At 71.6% G+C, this 19,021-nt stretch carries 17 protein-coding genes; 9 read left to right on the top strand and 8 right to left on the bottom strand.

Going from position 1 to position 19,021, the window contains the following annotated elements; all coding sequences use genetic code 11:
• Window positions 1-147: 147 nt before the first annotated feature.
• Both aceB and aceA read right to left on the bottom strand, forming a co-directional pair.
• A complete protein-coding gene (aceB, locus tag Q5425_RS02280; protein WP_308670366.1) occupies window positions 148-1,794 on the bottom strand; it encodes a malate synthase A in 1,647 nt (548 codons plus the stop codon).
• 96 nt (window positions 1,795-1,890) lie between these two features.
• Window positions 1,891-3,171: an isocitrate lyase gene (gene aceA, locus Q5425_RS02285; protein ID WP_308670367.1), complete on the bottom strand. Its 1,281-nt coding sequence runs from the start codon at window positions 3,169-3,171 to the stop codon at window positions 1,891-1,893.
• 228 nt (window positions 3,172-3,399) lie between these two features.
• Here aceA and Q5425_RS02290 point away from each other — a divergent pair, with 228 nt between their 5' ends.
• Window positions 3,400-4,824, top strand: a complete 1,425-nt coding sequence (locus Q5425_RS02290) for a short-chain fatty acyl-CoA regulator family protein (protein ID WP_308670368.1) — start codon at window positions 3,400-3,402, stop codon at window positions 4,822-4,824.
• Here the strand turns inward: Q5425_RS02290 and Q5425_RS02295 are convergent, their stop codons facing one another.
• Window positions 4,825-5,808, bottom strand: a complete 984-nt coding sequence (locus Q5425_RS02295; RefSeq protein ID WP_308670369.1) for a hypothetical protein — start codon at window positions 5,806-5,808, stop codon at window positions 4,825-4,827.
• Entirely contained in the window at window positions 5,805-6,296 is a 492-nt protein-coding gene (locus Q5425_RS02300; protein ID WP_308670370.1) for a SigE family RNA polymerase sigma factor, read from the bottom strand. Before Q5425_RS02300 ends, Q5425_RS02295 begins: the two co-directional genes overlap by 4 nt.
• An 88-nt stretch (window positions 6,297-6,384) precedes the next feature.
• On the opposite strand from Q5425_RS02300, the gene ilvA reads away from it, so the two are divergent.
• Window positions 6,385-7,641, top strand: coding sequence for a threonine ammonia-lyase IlvA (ilvA, locus tag Q5425_RS02305; protein ID WP_308670371.1), 1,257 nt, complete (start codon window positions 6,385-6,387; stop codon window positions 7,639-7,641).
• A 20-nt stretch (window positions 7,642-7,661) separates the two neighbouring features.
• Window positions 7,662-8,231, top strand: a complete 570-nt coding sequence (locus Q5425_RS02310) for an NADAR family protein (RefSeq protein WP_308670372.1) — start codon at window positions 7,662-7,664, stop codon at window positions 8,229-8,231.
• 1 nt (window position 8,232) lies between these two features.
• Here Q5425_RS02310 and Q5425_RS02315 read toward each other — a convergent pair whose 3' ends face one another.
• The 3 genes from Q5425_RS02315 to Q5425_RS02325 form a co-directional block, all read right to left on the bottom strand.
• Window positions 8,233-9,633: an alpha/beta fold hydrolase gene (locus tag Q5425_RS02315; protein WP_308670373.1), complete on the bottom strand. Its 1,401-nt coding sequence runs from the start codon at window positions 9,631-9,633 to the stop codon at window positions 8,233-8,235.
• Between the two features lie 147 nt (window positions 9,634-9,780).
• A complete protein-coding gene (locus tag Q5425_RS02320; protein ID WP_308670374.1) occupies window positions 9,781-10,158 on the bottom strand; it encodes a hypothetical protein in 378 nt (125 codons plus the stop codon).
• 43 nt (window positions 10,159-10,201) lie between these two features.
• The gene (locus tag Q5425_RS02325) at window positions 10,202-10,957 is read right to left on the bottom strand and encodes an acyltransferase (RefSeq protein ID WP_003058890.1); all 756 of its coding nucleotides are present in this window, start codon (window positions 10,955-10,957) and stop codon (window positions 10,202-10,204) included.
• Window positions 10,958-11,009: 52 nt separating this feature from the next.
• Here Q5425_RS02325 and Q5425_RS02330 point away from each other — a divergent pair, with 52 nt between their 5' ends.
• From Q5425_RS02330 to rox, 3 genes are all read left to right on the top strand, one after another.
• On the top strand, window positions 11,010-11,972 hold the full coding sequence (locus Q5425_RS02330) for a nucleoside hydrolase (protein ID WP_308670375.1): 963 nt from the start codon (window positions 11,010-11,012) through the stop codon (window positions 11,970-11,972).
• Between the two features lie 62 nt (window positions 11,973-12,034).
• Window positions 12,035-13,135, top strand: a complete 1,101-nt coding sequence (locus Q5425_RS02335) for a C40 family peptidase (RefSeq protein WP_308670475.1) — start codon at window positions 12,035-12,037, stop codon at window positions 13,133-13,135.
• Between the two features lie 204 nt (window positions 13,136-13,339).
• A complete protein-coding gene (rox, locus tag Q5425_RS02340; protein ID WP_308670376.1) occupies window positions 13,340-14,782 on the top strand; it encodes a rifampin monooxygenase in 1,443 nt (480 codons plus the stop codon).
• 90 nt (window positions 14,783-14,872) lie between these two features.
• On the opposite strand, the gene Q5425_RS02345 is transcribed toward rox, so the two are convergent.
• A complete protein-coding gene (locus tag Q5425_RS02345; protein WP_308670377.1) occupies window positions 14,873-16,027 on the bottom strand; it encodes an MFS transporter in 1,155 nt (384 codons plus the stop codon).
• A gap of 117 nt (window positions 16,028-16,144) precedes the next feature.
• Between Q5425_RS02345 and Q5425_RS02350 the strand changes: the two genes are divergently transcribed.
• The 3 genes from Q5425_RS02350 to Q5425_RS02360 all read left to right on the top strand — a co-directional run bounded on the left by Q5425_RS02350 (window position 16,145) and on the right by Q5425_RS02360 (window position 19,004).
• Complete coding sequence (locus tag Q5425_RS02350) at window positions 16,145-16,915, top strand: maleylpyruvate isomerase family mycothiol-dependent enzyme (RefSeq protein WP_308670378.1); 771 nt, start codon at window positions 16,145-16,147, stop codon at window positions 16,913-16,915.
• Between the two features lie 64 nt (window positions 16,916-16,979).
• Window positions 16,980-17,552 carry a PadR family transcriptional regulator gene (locus tag Q5425_RS02355; protein ID WP_308670379.1) on the top strand — a complete coding sequence of 191 codons (573 nt, stop codon included), beginning with the start codon at window positions 16,980-16,982 and terminating at the stop codon, window positions 17,550-17,552.
• 9 nt (window positions 17,553-17,561) lie between these two features.
• Window positions 17,562-19,004: an FAD-dependent monooxygenase gene (locus tag Q5425_RS02360; protein WP_308670380.1), complete on the top strand. Its 1,443-nt coding sequence runs from the start codon at window positions 17,562-17,564 to the stop codon at window positions 19,002-19,004.
• Window positions 19,005-19,021: the final 17 nt, after the last annotated feature.

The raw sequence follows: 19,021 nt of genomic DNA on the forward strand, positions 1-19,021 counted from the left end.
AACGAGCTGCAGCCAGGTTCCCTGCTGCGAAAGACGTGAACCGGCCCGGTGACGGGGAGCCGCCGTCACCGGACCGGTCCGGACCACACCATCCCAATCAGTGTGGATCCGGCCGCCCCTCGTCAGGTAGGGGCGACCGGGGCCCTGCTACCGGGCGTCCGTGAGGTACCGCGCGTAGGCACCCGTGGTGAGGAAGCTCGGCAGCTTCTCGCCCAGCGCGGTTTCGGTGAAGATCTCGTACGCGTCGTCGAGGCGGTTGCCCTCGCCGAGGTCGGCCCGCACCGAGGCCAGCTCCTCGTCCAGGAACTCGACCGCCAGCTCGCGCGTCAGCGCCGTGCCGTCCTCGAGCTTCGTGCCGTTGCGGATCCACTGCCACACCTGGCAGCGCGCGATCTCCGCCGTGGCCGCGTCCTCCATCAGGTTGTGGATGGCCGCCGCGCCGGTGCCGCGCAGCCACGCGTCGACGTAGCGCAGGGCGACGTTGATGTTCGCGCGCACGCCCGCCTCGGTGACCTCGCCGCCGGCGCTGGCCACGTCGAGCAGGTCTTCGGCGGTGACGTGGACGTCTTCGCGCCGCTTGCCGAGCTGGTTCGGCCAGCCGCCGAGCACGCCGTCGAAGACCTCGCGGCAGACCGGGACCAGGCCCGGGTGCGCGACCCACGAGCCGTCGAAGCCGTCGCCGGCCTCGCGTTCCTTGTCGGCGCGGACCTTCTCGATCGCCGTCGCGTTGATCTCCGGGTCCTTGCTCGGGATGAACGCGGCCATGCCGCCGATGGCGTGCGCGCCGCGCTTGTGGCAGGTCCGCACGAGCAGCTCGGTGTAGGCGCGCATGAACGGCACGGTCATCGTCACCTGCGCGCGGTCCGGCAGCACGAAGTCGGCGCCGTGCGCGGCGAAGTTCTTGATCATGCTGAAGATGTAGTCCCAGCGCCCGGCGTTCAGGCCCGCGGCGTGCTCGCGCAGCTCGTAGAGGATCTCCTCCATCTCGAACGCGGCGGTGATCGTCTCGATCAGGACGGTCGCGCGGATCGTGCCGCGCGGGATGCCGAGCTCGCGCTGCGCCAGCAGGAAGACGTCGTTCCACAGGCGCGCTTCGAGGTGGTTCTCCAGCTTCGGCAGGTAGAAGTACGGGCCGACGCCGCGGGCGAGCAGCTGGCGCGCGTTGTGGAAGAAGAACAGGCCGAAGTCGACCAGGCTCGCCGACACCGGGCGGCCGTCGATGCGGATGTGCTTCTCCACCAGGTGCCAGCCGCGGGGGCGCGCGACGATCGTCGCCGGGTCGTCGCCGATCGTGTAGCGCTTGCCGCCCGCCGACGAACTCTTTCCCGCGGAGGCGGCATCAGACACAGTGGTCGTGAAGTCGATGTTCCGGCGGATGGCGTCGTAGAGGTTGAGCTGGCCGTCGATGACGTTGTGCCACGTCGGCGACGTCGCGTCCTCGAAGTCCGCCAGCCACACCTTCGCGCCGGAGTTCAGCGCGTTGACCGTCATCTTGCGGTCGGTCGGGCCGGTGATCTCGACGCGGCGGTCCTCCAGGCCCGGCGCGGTCGGGGCGACGTGCCAAGACTCGTCGTCGCGGATCCGGCGGGTTTCGGGCAGGAAGCCGAGCGGCTTCTCCCCGGACTGCAGTTCCTCGCGCCGCACGCGGCGGGCGTCGAGCAGCTCGCGCCGGCGACCGGCGAACGTGTTGTCCAGCTTGGCCAGGAAGTCGAGGGCCGCCGGGGTCAGGATCTCGGCGAACCGGCCCTCGACCGGCCCGGTGACCTCGATGCGGTAGTTCAGCCGATCAACCATGGGGGTGCCTCCGCGAGCTGTGGGCAGGGAAGGAAAGAAGGGGAAGGTCGCGGCCTGACGACGATGGGGGGTGCCGTCGTCAGGCCGCGGCCGGGATCAGTGGAACTGGGCTTCTTCGGTGGAGCCCTTGAGCGCCGTGGTCGAGCTCTCCGGGTTCAGCGCCGTCGCGACGTTGTCGAAGTAGCCGGTGCCGACCTCGCGCTGGTGCTTGGTCGCGGTGTAGCCGCGGCTCTCCGAAGCGAACTCGCGCTCCTGCAGGTCGACGTAGGCGGTCATGCCCTCGCGGGCGTAGCCGTGCGCCAGGTCGAACATCGAGTAGTTCAGCGCGTGGAAGCCGGCCAGCGTGATGAACTGGAACTTGTAGCCCATGTGGCCGAGCTCGCGCTGGAACTTCGCGATCGTGGCGTCGTCCAGGTGCTTCTTCCAGTTGAACGACGGCGAGCAGTTGTAGGCCAGCATCTGGTCCGGGAACTTCGCCTTGATCGCCTCGGCGTACTTGCGCGCCACCTCGAGGTCCGGTTCGGAGGTCTCCATCCACAGCAGGTCGGCGTACTGGGAGTAGGCCAGGCCGCGCTCGATGCAGGGCTCGATGCCGTTGCGGACCTCGTAGAAGCCCTCGGCGGTGCGGCCGCCGGTGAGGAACTGCTGGTCGCGCTCGTCGACGTCGCTGGTCAGCAGCGTCGCGGCCTGGGCGTCGGTGCGGGCGACGATCAGCGACGGCACGTTCAGCACGTCCGCGGCGAGGCGGGCGGCGTTCAGCGTGCGCTCGTGCTGCTTGGTCGGGATGAGGACCTTGCCGCCGAGGTGGCCGCATTTCTTCTCGGACGCGAGCTGGTCTTCCCAGTGCACACCCGCGGCGCCGGCCGCGATCATGCCCTTCATCAGCTCGAACGCGTTGAGCGGGCCACCGAAGCCTGCCTCGGCGTCGGCGACGATCGGGGCGTACCAGTCGATGTCGGTGTTGCCCTCGGCCCAGCTGATCTGGTCGGCGCGGCCCAGCGCGTTGTTGATGCGGCGGACCACGGCCGGCACCGAGTTGGCCGGGTAGAGGCTCTGGTCCGGGTAGGTCTGGCCGGACAGGTTGGCGTCGGCCGCGACCTGCCAGCCGGACAGGTAGATCGCCTGCAGGCCCGCCCGGACCTGCTGGACGGCCTGGTTGCCGGTGAGCGCGCCCAGTGCGTGGATGTAGTCCTCGGTGTGCAGGAGGTCCCACAGCTTCTCCGCGCCGCGGCGGGCCAGGGTGTGCTCCTCGACGACACTGCCGCGCAGCTTGATCACGTCTTCGGCCGAGTAGGAGCGCTGCACGCCCGCCCAACGGGGGTCGCTCGCCCACTGCGCGGCCAGCTCCGCGGCCGCCTGCTTGGCCTGTTCCGTCATCGGACTCTCCCGGTGTTGCGAAGTTTGCGATTGCTCGCCTTGCTTGGCCTGACCCTGACACGCCAGCGAAAACGCGGTCTAGTTGTCCAAGTTGCCAATTTGTGCGAAGAGTCCGTACGCTCTTTGCAAAGGTTGCGAATCGCAGATTCGCAGGTGATCGAAAATCCGCGTTCTTGACCGTTCACGTAACCGTTCAGGACCGGAAACCTTCCGGGAAGGAGGGCACGAATGGAGAAGACTTTCGCCGGCGCGCGATTGCGGCACCTCCGTGAAAGCCGCTCGATGAGCCAGGCCGACCTGGCTCGTGTGCTGGAGATCTCACCCAGCTACCTCAACCAGATCGAGCACAACTCGCGTCCGCTGACCGTGCCGGTGCTGCTGCGGATCACGCAGGCGTTCGGCGTCGACACCGAGTTCTTCGCCAACAACGACACGTCCCGGCTGGTCGCCGACGTCAAGGAAGCGCTGCTCGACGAGGCCCTGGGCATCGACGTCACCATGAGCGAGCTCAACGAGCTGGCCACGAACCTGCCGGCGATCGCGCAGGCGCTGGTCAAGCTGCACCGCAGCTACCGCAACGCCGTCGAAAACACCGCCGCGCTGACCACGGAAAACGGCCTGGGCCTGCACGGTAGCGCCGCCGCGCCGCTGCCGCACGAGGAGGTCCGCGACTTCTTCTACGAGCGTGAGAACTATGTCGCGGAACTGGACGAACGCGCCGAGAGGATGGCCGCGGACATCCCGCTGCAGCGTGGGCAGGTGCTGCGCGCGTTGAAGGAACGCCTTTCCCAGCGCTACGGCGTCGAGGTGACCAGCGAGGGCATCGACGAAGCCGCCGGCCAGCAGCACCGCTACGAACCGGTGACGCGGGTGCTGCGGCTGGCGCCGAGCCTGCGGGTCGGGCAGCAGGCGTTCCGGATGGCTTCGCAGATCGCGCTGCTCGAGTACGACGACCTCATCACCGAGCTCGCCGACTCGTGGGCGTTCTCCGGGCCGGCCGCCCGGTCGCTCGCCCGCGTCGGCCTGGCGAACTACTTCGCCGGGGCGCTGATCCTCCCCTACGGACCGTTCCTCGCCGCGGCCGAGCGGTTCCGCTACGACATCGAGCGGCTGTGCGACCACTACGGCGTCGGCTTCGAAACGGTCTGCCACCGGCTGTCCACGCTGCAGCGGCCCAAGCAGCGCGGGGTGCCGTTCTCCTTCGTCCGGGTGGACCGGGCCGGGAACATGTCGAAGCGGCAGTCCGCGGCCGGGTTCCACTTCTCCCGCGTCGGCGGGGCCTGTCCACTGTGGAACATCTACGAGGCGTTCACCCAGCCGGGCAAGATCCTCACCCAGATCGCCACCCTGCCCGACGGCAAGAGCTACTTCTGGATCGCGCGCACGGTGTCACGCAACATCGGCGGCTACGGCAGTCCCGGAAAGACGTTCACGGTCGGTCTGGGCTGCGAACTGCGCCACGCCGGGCGGCTCGTCTATTCGACCGGCCTCGACCTGGACGAGCCGGCCGCCGCGACGCCCATCGGGATGGGCTGCAAAGTCTGCGAACGGCCGGCCTGCTCCCAGCGCGCCTTCCCGACGATCGGCAAGCAGCTCACCGTCGACGAGAACACCAGCACCTTCGTCCCCTACCCGGCGGTGCCCAAGGGCTGATCAGCCGATCACGTGCGGCGTCCACTTCGACTCGTCCGGACCGATCAGCGTGATCCGGCTCAGCAGCTCCTGCGAGGTGATGCCCGCGGCCTGGGGCTTGTCGATCGCGACGCACGCCCGCAGCCCGTTCTTCGTCGTGCACACGGGCTTGCCGAGACCGTCCGCGTGGCCACCCGGCAAAGAGACGGTGATCGTCGCCAGAGCACCGTTCGACGAGTACTGGAGTACCGCCCGCCACGGGACGCCGTCCTGGTCGAGGCGACGCCACAGCCCGATGTCGGCAACGCGGAACGCCTCCGGCAGACCGGAGATGTGCAGCGGCAAGGGCACCGCACGGTTCGCGAACGTCACCTCCCCGGCGACGCGCAGCAAGACCTGCTCCAGGTCGGGAACGGCAAGGTAGTACGCGTTCAGCTCGGCCCAGCGGCCGTCCGCGGTCGGCCAGCGCAGGTAGCTGTTGCCCTGGTTCAGCGGGTCCCGGGCATCGGCCGTGACCCAGTAGCCGTCGCGGTCGCCGACCCGGACCGGGACCCGCACCGCCCGCCCGCCCATGTCGTGCCTGCGGTCCAACGGCGGTTCCTGGTCGTACACCGCGAGCCAGATCATCGGCGCCAGGTCGCCGCGGCCGATGGCCAGCGCGTAGTCGCCGTGGCCGCCGACGCCGTACTCGATGCCCTTGACGGGCTCCGGCAGCCAGCCGAAGCTCGCCTTCGCCACCAGCGGATTGTCGGTGGGCGCCGGCGCGACAGGCGGCGACTTGGGCAGGACGGCCGCCGGCACGATCGGGGGCGTGGGCCGCAACGCCGACACCGCCGTCAGACCGCCGGCCGTCACCACCGCGGCGCAGCCGACGACCAGCACGGTGGTCCGCACGCGCCGGCGGCGTCCCCCGATCCGGCGCGCGCGATCGACGTCGATCCGGGGCGGCGGCGCGGGCGTCTCGGCGAGTTCCTTCAGCTTGGTGGCCAGCTCGTGGTCGGTCATGCCCGTCCCTCCCGGATCGGTTCGCGCAGCAGCTCGCGGAGTGCGTCCACGGCCTTCGCGGTCTGGCTCTTGACGGTGCCTTCGGCACACCCCAGCGCCCGCGCGGTCTCCGCGACCGGCAGGTCGCAGAAGTAGCGCAGGACGACGGTCGCGCGCTGGCGGGCCGGCAGCCGTTCCAGCGCCGCCCGCAGGTCCAGCGCCATTTCGACGTCTGCGCCCGGGGCGGGCGGGTCCTGGTCGTTTCCGCGCAAATCCACCCGCCGCCACCACGACGTCCGCTGTTCGGCCAGGAACGTGTTGACCAGCGTGCGGCGCGCGTAGCCGTCCAGGTTGCCGGCGCGGGAGGCGCGTGGCCAGTTCGCGTAGAGCCGGGTGATCGACGACTGGACCAGGTCGTCGGCCCGGTGCCAGTCACCGCAGAGCAAGTACGCGACCTTGCGCAGCCAAGCTGCCCGCGCGGTCACGTACTCGGTGAATCCGGCGTCCATCGGCGCCCCCCATCTCGTTCGTCACCCCTTTGATGCGCCCGGAGGCCCGAGCGGTTGCCCGGGACGCGCGAGTCGTAGATTCAGCGGGGTGCACGACATCGACACGGTGACCGCGGCGACGATCGAAAAGGCCGCCGAGCGGCTGGCCGGGGTGGTGACCCGGACGCCGCTGGAGCCGAGCGCCCGGCTGTCGTCCCGGGTGGACGCGCAGGTCTGGGTGAAGCGCGAGGACCTGCAGACCGTCCGGTCGTACAAGATCCGCGGCGCCTACAACTTCATCGTCCAGCTCGACGAGGACGTCCGCGCGCGAGGCGTCGTCTGCGCCAGCGCCGGCAACCACGCCCAGGGCGTCGCGTACGCGTGCCGGCGCCTCGGCGCCAACGGCCGCGTGTACGTCCCCGGCACCACGCCTCGGCAGAAGCGCGAACGCATCGCGACGCTCGGCGGCGCGCACATCGAAGTCATCGTTGTCGGAGAAACGTACGAAGACGCCTTCGCCGCGGCCAACGAGGACGCCCAGCGCACCGGCGCCACCCTGGTCCCCGCGTTCGACGACGTCCGCACCGTCGCCGGCCAGGGCACGGTCGCGCTCGAGGTGGTCGAGCAGCTCGGCTTCGTGCCCGACGTCGTGGTCGTGCCGGTCGGCGGCGGCGGGCTGCTCGCCGGGGTCGGCAGCTGGCTGCGCGAGCGGCACCCGGACGTCCGGGTCGTCGGCGTCGAACCCGCCGGCGCCGCCTGCATGGCCGCGGCCATCGAGGCCGGGCACCCGGTGCGGCTGCCGGCGCTCGACTCGTTCGTCGACGGCGCCGCCGTGCGTGAAGCCGGCGCGGTCACCTATCCCCTGATCCGCGAGAGCGGCGCCGAGCTGACCGCGGTCGCCGAGGGCGCGGTGTGCACCGAGATGCTCGCGATGTACCAGTCCGACGGCATCATCGCCGAACCCGCGGGCGCGCTCGCCGCGGCGTCGCTCGGCACCGTCGTCGGCGTCGAGCCCGGCCAGACCGTCGTCTGCCTGGTCTCCGGGGGCAACAACGACGTCAGCCGCTACAGCGAGATCCTCGAACGCTCGCTGATGCACGAAGGGCTGAAGCACTACTTCCTCGTCGGGTTCCCGCAGGAGCCGGGCGCACTGCGGCGGTTCCTCGAGCAGGTGCTCGGGCCGGAGGACGACATCACCCGCTTCGAGTACGTCAAGCGCACCAATCGCGAGATGGGCCCGGCCATGGTCGGCATCGAGATTGCCCGCTCGGCCGACCTGCCGGGACTGCTGGCCAGGATGGCCGCGAGCCCGCTGCAGGTGGAGCGGATCGAGCCGGGCAGCCCCCTGTTCCACTTCCTGCTCTGAGCGCGTGGTCCACTAGTCGGATGGTGAAGGTCGACGGTGTCCGCAGTGTCGAGGCGTTGCGCGAAAAAGTCCACGAGGGTGCGGAGCCCGAATACCTGCTGTTCTACGGGCACACGCCCTCGAAGTCCGGGCGGGTGACCTCCAGCTGCCTGAGCCAGTGGTGGGTCGACCCGTTCGAGGCCGACGGCGTGCTCTACCCGACCGCGGAGCACTACATGATGGCCGGCAAGGCCGAGCTCTTCGGCGACCACGAGAAGGCCGAGCTGATCCGGGCCACGCCGGACGCGAAGACGGCGAAGGTGCTCGGCCGCGAGGTCGCCGGGTTCGACGCCGCGATCTGGGAGCGGCACCGGTTCGACATCGTCGTCGACGGCAACCTGGCCAAGTTCCGCGCCCACCGCGACCTGCGCCGGTTCCTGCTCGGCACCGGTGACGCCGTGCTCGTCGAGGCGTCGAAGAAGGACCTCGTCTGGGGCACCGGCCTCGCGCGCGAGGAGAAGAACGCGACCAAACCGGACTACTGGCGAGGGCTGAACCTGCTCGGCTTCGCGCTGATGGAGGTCCGCGAACAGCTGCGGGCCCGCATCTGACTCACGGTGCCGGGATCGGCGGCCCGGCGCACGACGCCGACGTCGTCCGGCCCGTGTCGAAGAAAGTGACCACGGCTCCGGCGCAGGGCAGCGACGAGAGCGAGCCGTGGGCGTCGTCCTCGATGGTCATGAGCGCGCCGCCGATCCGCTGCTGCATCGCGATCGCCCAGCCGATCGGGGTGACCGGCTCGTAGACGTGGCCGGCCAGCTGCAGCGGGCTTGTCCCTTTTTCGAACGACCACGGCCGGGCGGCCGGCGGCCAGCCGATGCAGAGCTGTTCGTAGAAGCCGTAGCCGCCCGCGACCGGGAGGCGCTTCATCCGGTCGAGGCGGTGCTGCCAGACGGTCTCGAAGTCGCGGGGGCTCGGCGACTCGTTGCAGAGCAGGGCCGTCTGCTGGAAGTGGTTGAACGCGTGCGGCTCGCCGTCCCAGCCCAGGCCCCCCGTTGTCTTCTTATCGACGACGGGCACGCCGCCGTCGCGGATGGCCGCGAGCTGCTTCGCCAGGCCGGCCCACTCGCGGCGCGGGTTGGCGAGCATGCCGTTGACGGTCGCGCCGTACTCGTCGCGCAGGTCGATCAGGGCTTTCGCGACCGCGGGCTCCGTGGTCCCGAATCGGTAAACGGCGTCGTACCTGGCGATCCACGACGCGAAGTCGTGGAAGGTGTTCTCGCCCGCGGTCGCCTGGCCGTCGTCCATCGCGGTGACGTCCAGGTCCGGCGGCATGACCGAGTCGAGCAGCATCTTGTCGACGTGATCGTCGAAGAGCGTCCGGTACTGGGCGCCGAGCGCGGTCCCCCACGAGACGCCGTAGTAGCCGATCTTGTCCTCGCCGAGCGCCACGCGGATGCGGTCGAGGTCGCGGGCGATCGTCGGCGTGGTCAAGTTTCGGACGAACGCCGGGTGGGCGTCGATGCACCTGCGGTTCGCCTCGGCGGCGCGCTCCGCGGCCTCGCGGGCCTTCTTTTCGTCGGGGACGCCCGGGTCCGGCTCGGGGAACTCGACCGGGCACGGCAGGTCGGCGCTGTAGCCGACGCCGCGCGGGTCGAACCCGACGAGGTCGTGGTGGACGCCGATGCCGCCGGCGTGGCTGTCGGCGATGCTGCCGGGCATGGTGAGCCCGGACTGGCCGGGGCCACCCGGGTTCAGCAGCACCGCGCCGGTCCGCGTCCCGGTCGCCCGGATCCGGCTGACGGCGATGTCGATTTCCGGACCACCGGGATCGGCGTAGTCCACGGGGACCGGGACCTGCGCGCACTCGGTGCGGTGATCGCCGGGGTCCCAGCCCGGCGCGACGGTGGCGCAGAGCTGCCAGGAGAGCCCGTCCGCGGCGGCGACCGCGGGGACGGCGGGAAGCAGCGCCGCGGCGGTGAGCAGCGGGACGGCGAACCGGATGATCGACATGGCCCTCAGGCTGCCGGGACCGAGGGCGGTGGAGATCGGCCGATCAGCCGAGGGTCGGCGCCGAACGGCCGGGAACGACCGTGGCCGATTCTCGACCAGGGGAGAATCGCAGGTCAGGGGCGGCCGCGGTCGCCGACGGAAACGAGCTCAGCCACCCGGGCAGTCGTTGCCGCCGCCGCTGCGTTCGACGCAGTGGCGGGGTCCGGGTGGAGGCGGCGGGCGGTGCCGGAGGTCGTCCGCCCAGTTCAGCGCCGCCACGACCGCGGCCAGCGCGAGGCAGATCCCGAAGAACCACGTCCACCCGCGGCGTCGTGTGGTCGCCGAAACGACCACGCCCGCCATCGGCAGGCCGGCGCCGAGCCAGGCCGCCCAGGTCAGGAGGTCGTCGCCCTCGTGCGTGCTCGTGCCGAACACCGGCGCGTTCGCCAGCGCGCCCTGGAGCACCAGGAACGGGACGACGATCAGCCACCCCACCGCCGCCAGCGCGAGCACGGCGGACACGGTGACCTCGCGGAACTCCCCCATGCGACCACTATGGCCGGAAAACGACCACGCGGCCTGAGTAGTCCTACTGCTCGCCGAGGGTCTTCTGCAGGGCCTTGTTCGCCTTGCGGGCCATGTCCGCGACGGCCTCGCGACGCGCGGCGTCGGCGGCGTAGTCGTCTTCACGGTTGCGGACGACCCGGGCCGGCGCGCCGACCGCGATCGAGTAGTCCGGAATGTCACCACGGACGACCGCGTGCGCGCCGAGCACGCTGCCGCGGCCGATGCGGGTTCCCTTGAGGACGCTGACCTTGGTGCCGAGCCAGGTGTCCGGGCCGATCCGGACCGGGGACTTCACGATGCCCTGGTCCTTGATCGGGACGTGGATGTCCGAAATGACGTGATCGAAGTCACAGATGTACACCCAGTCGGCAACCAGCGTGGCCGCGCCGAGCTCGATGTCGAGGTAGCAGTTGATCACGTTCTGGCGGCCGAACACGGACTTGTCGCCGATCCGCAGCGAGCCCTCGTGGCAGCGGATGGCGTTGCCGTCGCCGATGTGGACCCAGCGGCCGATCTCTAGCCGCCCGTAACCCGGGCGGCAGTGGATCTCGACGTCCTTCCCGAGGAAGAGCATCCCCCGCAGGATGATGTGCGGGTTGGCGAGCCGGAACTTGAGCAGCCGGTAGTACCGGACCAGGTACCAGGGCGTGTACGCGCGGTTGCGCAGCACCCAGCGCAGCGAGTCGGCGGTCAGGAACTTCGCCTGCCGCGGGTCCTGCCGGGCGCGGCGCCAGGCCCGCACCCGCGACAGCGCGGGCGCACCCCACATCGACGTCATGCCCGTGACCGTAACCTGTGTGCGGGACGGGTTCGCAGGCAAGGGGAGCTGGATGGGCACGAAGCTGATCATCGACACCGACCCGGGCGTCGACGACGCGCTGGCGATCGCGCTGGCGGCGCTGTCCCCGGACGTCGACCTGCTCGGGGTGACGTCGGTTTTCGGCAACGTCCCCCTCGACCGCACGACGTCGAACGCACGGCGGCTGCTGGAGCTGTTCGGCCGCGCCGACGTGCCCGTGGCCGCGGGGGCGCCGCGGCCGCTCGTCTACTCCAAGCCGCGTGACGCGAAAGAGGTCCACGGCGGCGACGGCCTCTCGGGCCACTCCTACACGCTGCCCGAGGCCAGCCGTCCGCTGGAGGAACGGGACGCCGTCCAGCTGATGCTCGACCTGCTCGAGACCGCCGGCGAACCGGTGACCATCGCCCCGATCGGGCCGCTGACGAACATCGCCGCGCTGCTCGCGGCGCACCCGGGCGCGGCGGCGAAGATCGCGCGGCTGGTGATCATGGGCGGCGGGGTGACGTTCGGCAACAGCACGACCGCCGCCGAATTCAACATCTGGAGCGACCCCGAGTCGGCCCGCCGGGTGCTGGTCGAGGAGGACGTCCCGGTCGTGCTGGTGCCACTGGACCTCACGCACCGCTGCGCCGTCGACGGCGAGTGGCTGGCGAAGCTCGCGGCGTCGGGGCCCGTCGGCGCCACCCTCGAAGGGCTCACCTCGACCTACCGGCAGCACTACACGCGCGTGTTCGGCGAAGACCGGATGGTCATGCACGACGCCGTCGCGGTCGCCGAGGCGATCTCGCCGGGCATCCTGCGCACCGAGACCTACCGGGTCGACGTCGACTGCGGGCTCGGCCCGGCGCGCGGGCAGACGCTGGTCGACCGGCGGCGGCTCGGCGAGGACGATCCGCAGTTCTCCCCCGGCCGCCCGATCGAGGTGGCGATGGACACCGACCTCGATGGCCTGCGCGGCTTCGTCCTCGACCGGTTGACCGGAGCGGCCCGGTGAGCGAAGAGCCCGAGGTCGTCCCGGCCGGCACCGACACGCCCGAACCGCGCCGCCGGAAGCCCGTGGTCGTGATCGCGGCGGTGGTCGTCGTCGCGGGCGCGCTGGTGGCCGGCATCCTGCTGGCGCCGAAGCAGCAGGAGACGACGAACGCCGCCGCGACGGCCACCCCGGCGTCGCCGGTGCCGTCGAAGCCGACGTCCAAGCCGCCGACGACCGCGCCACCGCAGACCCCGACGCCGCCGAAGGTGCCCGAGGCGAGCGAGTTCGACGCCTGGGCGTCCAAGACCAGCCAGTGGCTCGACGTCCCGCTGCGCGCGATGGTCGGCTACGCGAAGGCGACGACAAAAATCGGCAAGGACGTCCCCGGCTGCCACCTGTCCTGGGTGACGCTGGCCGCGGTCGGAAAAGTGACCACGGACCACGGCCGGGCGCAGGGCGGGCAGCTCGGCACCACCGGCGTGCTGGACAAGCCGCTCGGCACGATCGAGGTGCGCGACTTCTACAACAAGGTCGTCTCGACGGCGAACGCCGCCGGGCCGATGCAGCTGTCGCCGGCGATCTGGGCGAAGTACCAGGCGAGCGCGTCGGGCGCGAAACCCGATGTCCAAAACATCGACGACGCCGCTCTGACCACCGGCCGCGCGTTGTGCGCCGACGGCCACGACCTCTCCCAGGGCCAGGTGTGGTGGAACTCGGTCGGCACGCTGCAGCCGGCGCCGCTGTTCCTGCACCGGACGCTGGCCACGGTGAACGTCTACGGCACGGTCGGCCAGGGCTCGGCGGCGCCGAACCCGGCGGTGCTGAGCGCGGTGAACTTCGCGATCGACAAGATCGGCCTGCCCTACATCTGGGGCGGCAACGGCACCGGCGGCCACGACCCGGGCTTCGACTGCTCGGGATTGACCACGGCGGCGTACGGGAGCGCCGGGATCAAGCTGATGCGCACGGCCGACACGCAGTTCCGGAGCGTGCCGCACGTGACCGACCCGCAGCTGGGCGACCTGATCTTCTACGGCGAGCCGGCGACGAAGATCCACCACGTCGGGCTCTACATCGGCAACCAGCAGATGATCGACGCCCCGCAGACCGGCCAGGCGGTCCAGGTCCACTCCTACCGCCGCGACGGCGACGACTACGCGGGAGCGGGCCGCCCGACGGCGTGAGCCGGGGGCCGGGCGCCGGGCGCCGGAAAAGGGTTGGACGGCGTTGCGCCCGGGCGGTAGCTTGCTGCGGACGTGACACTGCCCGAGGAGGTGAGACCCATGAACGCTGTATCGACGTGGGTGCTCCCCCTTCCCGTCACGGCCGGCGATTGACGTAGGTGTCGCCGGGAGCGCCTCCACCAGGCACTCCCGAAAGGCACCACCATGGACTCTCCGTCCCCCGAATTCGACGTGATCATCGCCGGCTGCGGCCCGGCCGGCGCGGTGCTGGCCGCCGAACTGCGGCTGCACGAGGTGCGGGTCCTCGTCCTGGAGAAGGAAACCGAGCCAGCGTCGTTCGTGCGCATCGTCGGCCTGCACATCCGCAGCCTCGAGCTGATGGCCATGCGCGGACTGCTGGATCGCCTTCTCGAACGCGGGCGGAAGCGCCCGGCCGGCGGATTCTTCGCGGCCATCCCCAAACCGGCGCCCGCGGGCCTCGATTCCGCGCACGCCTACCTGCTGGGCATCCCGCAGCCGGTCATCGTCGACCTCCTCGAAGCCCACGCGATCCACCTGGGTGCGCAGGTCCGGCACGGGTGCGCGGTGACCGGTTTCGAGCAGGACGACGAGGGGGTGACCGTCGAACTGGCCGACGGCGAACGGCTGCGTTCGCGCTATCTCGTCGGCTGCGACGGCGGACGCAGCACGGTGCGGAAACTGCTCGGCGTCGGCTTCCCCGGCGAGCCCTCGCGGACCGAGACGCTGATGGGCGAAATGGCGGTGAAGGCGCCGCCGGAGGAGATCGCCGCGAAGGTGCGCGAAGCGGGCGAGACCCACCGGCCGTTCTGGCTCAGGCCGTTCGGCGCGGACGTCTACAGCGTCGTGGTCCCCGCCGCGGGCGTCGGCGACCGCGCAAAACCGCCCACCCTCGAGGAGTTCCGGCAGCAGCTGCGCGCCATCGCCGGAACCGACTTCGGCGTGCATTCCCCGCGCTGGTTGTCCCGTTTCGGCGACGCCACCCGGCTCGCCGACCGTTACCGGGTCGGCCGGGTCCTGCTGGCCGGCGACGCGGCCCACATCCACCCGCCCCTCGGCGGACAGGGCCTCAACCTGGGCGTCCAGGACGCGTTCAACCTGGGCTGGAAGCTGGCCGCCCGGATCCGTGGCCGGGCGCCGGACGCGCTGCTGGACACCTACGAGGCGGAACGCCGCCCGGTCGCCGCGGACGTGCTGGACAACACCCGCGCCCAGGGGCAGCTGGTGTCCGCCGAACCGGGCGCGCGGGCCCTGCGCAAGCTGCTCACCGAACTGATGGACTTCGAGGAGGTGAACCGCTACCTGATCGAGAAGATCACCGCGATCGGCATCCGCTACGACTTCGGCGAAGGCCCCGACCTGCTCGGCCGCCGCCTGCCCGACATCGACGTGAAAGCGGGCCGCCTCTACGACTTGCTGCACCGCGGCCGCGGCCTGCTGCTGGACCGCACCGAACGCCTGACGACCGGCGGCTGGTCGGACCGGGTCGACCACCTCGCGGATCCGACGGCGGCCCTGGACGTTCCGGGCCTCCTGCTGCGCCCCGACGGCCACGTCGCCTGGATCGGCGACGATCAACAGGAGTTGGACAAGCACCTCTCGCGGTGGTTCGGCGAGCCCGCCGGCTGATTCCGCGGGCTGTTCCGGGCCTTCGCGGTGACGTCCGGGCGGTGGCGAGCACTTCTTCGTGTTCGCCACCGCCGGCTCAGCCCCGGGCGATCACCGTGCGGGCGCCGGTTCCCGGACCCGCAGCGACGGTGCGAGGAAGAGGATCCCGAAGGTGACCACGGCCGCCGACGACAGCGCCCAGTGCAGGCCGACGCGGGTCGCCAGCGCGCCGACCAGCACTGGTTCCACCAGGAACCCCAGGTAGCCGCAGGCCGCGACGGCGGCGACCGCCCGGCCTGGCGCGTCCGGCTGCTTCCGGCTCGCCACGCTCCACGCGATCGGCACGATCCCGGCCACGCCGAGCCCGACGACCGCGAAGCCGAGCACCCCGGCGACCGGCCACGGCGCGACGAGGACCACGGCGAAGCCCAGGACCGCGACCACGGCCGCCACCCGGACGAACGGCACCGCACCCGTCCGCGCCACGACGCGGTCGGCGACCAGGCGGACCGCGATCATCGTCCCGGAGAAGGCGAAATAGCCGAGCGAGGCGAGCGCGGGCGTCGCGCCGGTGACGTCGGCGAGGTACACCGCGCTCCAGCTGTTGACCGCGCCTTCGGCGACGAACCCGCAGAAGGCGATCACCCCCAGCGGCACCAGCGCCCGGCTCGGCCACGCGAACGCCGCGCCACCCTGGCCACGATCGGCACCGGCGAGGAACCGGGTGCGGGCGGCCCACAGCGCGAGGGCGAGCAGCACCGCGCCGGCGGCCGGGAAGTGCACGGTCACCGGGACGTGCGTGGCTTCCATCAGCGCGTCGACGCCGGAGCCCGCGAGGCCGCCGATGTTCCAAAACGCGTGGAAGCCGGCGAAGATCGGACGCCCGTAGCCTTCTTCGACGCGGGCCGCGTGCGCGTTCATCGCGACGTCGAGCAGGCTGTTGCCCACGCCGAGCACGAAGAGCGCGGCGAAGAACACCGGCGCCGACCAGGCGAACGCGACCAGCGGCAGCCCCGCGCACAGCACGACCGCGCCGAGCACGACGGCCGCCCGGCTGCCGATCCGGGTGAGCAGCGCGCCCGCGCCCAGCAACGCCAATACCGAGCCGGCGGCGAGGCCGAACAGCCCGGTCGCCAGCGCGCCGGTGCTCAGCCCGAGCCGTTCCTGCACCGCCGGCACCCGGGCCAGCCAGGTCGCGAACGCGGCGCCGCACACCGCGAACACGACGGAAACCCCCAGGCGGGCCCGCTTCAGCTCCCCAGTCACCCCGCCACCCTACGGATCATGACGCCGGGCGCGGCGGGCGTCCAGGTCCCCGGAGGTCGTCTTCGGGGCAGCCGATCACGACCCCACGGCCGCGGCCGGAGGGCCTACGGTGGCCGGGTGAAGTCCTTGAGCCACGACCGGCTGGCCGCCGCCCTCGTCTCCGAAGCGGACCGGTTCGGGACGACGATCGCGGGCGCCGGCCCGGACGTCCGCGTCCCGACGTGTCCCGAGTGGACACTGCGTGAGCTGACCTGCCACGTCGGGCTCGCCTACCACAAGTCCGCCGTGATCATCGCGAGCCGGCCCACGGGGTACGTGCCGTTCGAAGCGGTGACCGTCGACGACCCGCCGGCGTTCGAGGCCCTCGGCGGCTGGCTGCGCGACGGCGCGGAACGGCTCGTCGCCGCGGTGACCGAGGTCGGCCCCGAAACCCCGACGTCGACGTGGACCCCCGATCGGCGCGCGGGGTTCTGGACGCGACGGCTGACCCACGAAACGGTCGTCCACCGCGCGGACGCCGCCTTCGCGACGGGCACGCCGTACGACGTCGACGCCGACCTCGCCGCGGACGGGATCTCCGAAGGCCTGGACCTCGTGGCCGTCTTCTCGCGCTTGCAGCACCCGGCGCTGGACCGGACGCCGCTGCGGGGCGCCGGCGAAACGCTGCTGTTCCACGCCACCGAACCCGGCCTCGGCTGGCTGGCCCGGCGGACGCCGTCGGGCGTCGAAGTGCGCGAGGAGACCGCCGAAGCCGACGTCGTCGTCGAGGGCCGCGCCGCCGACCTGCTCCTCGCGCTGACCGGCCGCATCGCCGCGGACGACCCCCGGCTCGCCGTCTCCGGCGATGCGGGCCTGTTCCACCACTGGCTGGAGCACACGCGCTTCTAGCCGTGGTGCACCCGCCGGCTTGACGGCCGTCGTATAGTCGGTTCCGACTAATAGGGAGCGACTAGTGCCACGCAAGATCCGCAACACCCTCGCGCTGGCCCTGCTGGGTCTGCTGCTGGAACGCCCGATGCACCCGTACGAAATGGCGTCCACGCTGCGAGAGCGCTACAAGGGCTCGACGTTCAAGATCAACCCGGGTTCGCTCTACGACACCGTGGAGTCCCTGGCGAAGCACCGCTGGATCGAGCCGGTCGAGACGGTCCGGGAGGGCAACCGGCCGGAGCGGACCGTCTACGCGCACACCGAACTCGGCCGTCAGGAGTTCGTCGCCTGGCTCGACGAGCTGGTTCGCGAGCCGGTCGCGGAGTACCCGAAGTTCGTCGCGGCGGTCAGCTACCTCGGCGCGCTCGGCCCGGACCGCGCCGCCGACGCGCTGGAGGAACGCGCGCGCCACCTCGCCGACCGCATCGACGGCGCGGACACGGCACTGGCCGAAACCGTCGGCAAGGGCGCGCCGCGGCTGTTCATGATCGAGGTCGAGTTCGTCCGGCACGCCTGGCGGGCGGAGCTCGACTGGGCCCGCCGCACGGCCGCCGAAATCCGGTCCGGCTCGCTGCCGTGGCCCGACCACTTCTGAGGGGAACACATGCTCGAAACCGACGTCCTCATCGCCGGCGCCGGCCCGGCCGGCCTGCTGCTCGCCGCGGAGCTCGCGCTGGCCGGCGTCCGCACCACGATCGTCGAACGCCTGCCGGAGCGTCCGCCGTATTGCCGCGGCTTCAACCTCAACGCGCGTGCGCTGGACCTGCTGGCCCGCCGCGGGCTGGCCGAGGGACTGGTGGCGGAGGGGCACCGGGTGCCGCACGCGCCGGTCACCGGCCTGCCCGGGCCGCTGCTGCTCGACGGCGCGGCGACCGACCACCCGTTTTCGCTGGGCATCCCGCAAACCCGCGTCGAAGAGGTCTTGGAGGCGCGGGCCCTCGAACTCGGCGTCGAGATCCTGCGCGGGCACGACCTGCGGTCGTTCACCCAGTCCGCGGACGACGTCGCCGCGGTGGTCCACAACGGACGATTCGGCCGGACGGTCCGGGCGCGCTTCCTCGCCGGCTGCGACGGCAGCCGCAGCATCGTCCGCAAGCAGGCGGGCATCGATTTTCCGGGTGCCGACGCGCGCTGGTACGCGCTGCTCGGCGACGTCGAATGCGAGCTGCCGTACGGCCCTTCGGCGGGTCCGGACGGGCGAAGCGTGTTCGTCATCCCGCGGCCCGGGTACGTCCGGATCGTCGTGCGGGAGGACGACCCGCCGTCGGACAAGAACACGCCGGTCACGCTGGAGCGGCTGCAGGCGCAGGTGGACGCGGTGCTCGGCCGGCACGTCGAGCTGCGCGCGCCCCGCTGGCTGAGCCGCTTCGGCGACGCGGCGCGGCTGGCCTCGCGGTACCGCTCCGGACGCGTCCTGCTCGCCGGCGACGCGGCGCACATCCACCCGCCGGCGGGCGCGATCGGCGTGAACGTCGCCCTCGACGACGCCTTCAACCTCGGCTGGAAGCTCGCGGCGACGGTTCACGGAACGGCCCCGGAGGGCCTCCTGGACACCTACCACGAGGAGCGGCACGCGGCGGGTTCGCGGATTCTGGCGAACACGCGGGCGCAGGTGGCGTTGGAGGAAGCCGGCGAGGAGCCGTGGGCGGACCTGATGCGGCGCGTGGCGGCGCACCCGGCGGGCAACCGCGCGCTGGCGGAGATCATCACGGGGCTGGACGCGTGCTACGAGCCGGGCGGGCACCCGTGGCTGGGCCGGCTGGCCCCGGACGTGCCGCTTCAGGTGTCGGGCACCGAGACGCACCTGGCGGCACTGCTGCATGCCGGACGTCCGGTGCTGCTGGACCTCACGGGGTCGTTCGCGGCGTGGTCGGCGGGGATGGAGGTGGTCGCGGCGTCGAGTTCGTCCACTTCGGACATCGAGGCGGTGCTGCTGCGGCCGGACGGGCACGTCGCCTGGGTGGGCACCCCGGGTTCGGGTGAGGCGGGGTTGGCGGCGGCTGTGCACCGGTGGGTCGGTGATGTTCCGGTTCCGGCGTCCGCTTGACCGGAGCGTTCGCGCGC

This window comes from Amycolatopsis sp. A133 (assembly GCF_031082405.1).
In the GTDB taxonomy this organism is placed as follows: Bacteria; Actinomycetota; Actinomycetes; order Mycobacteriales; family Pseudonocardiaceae; genus Amycolatopsis.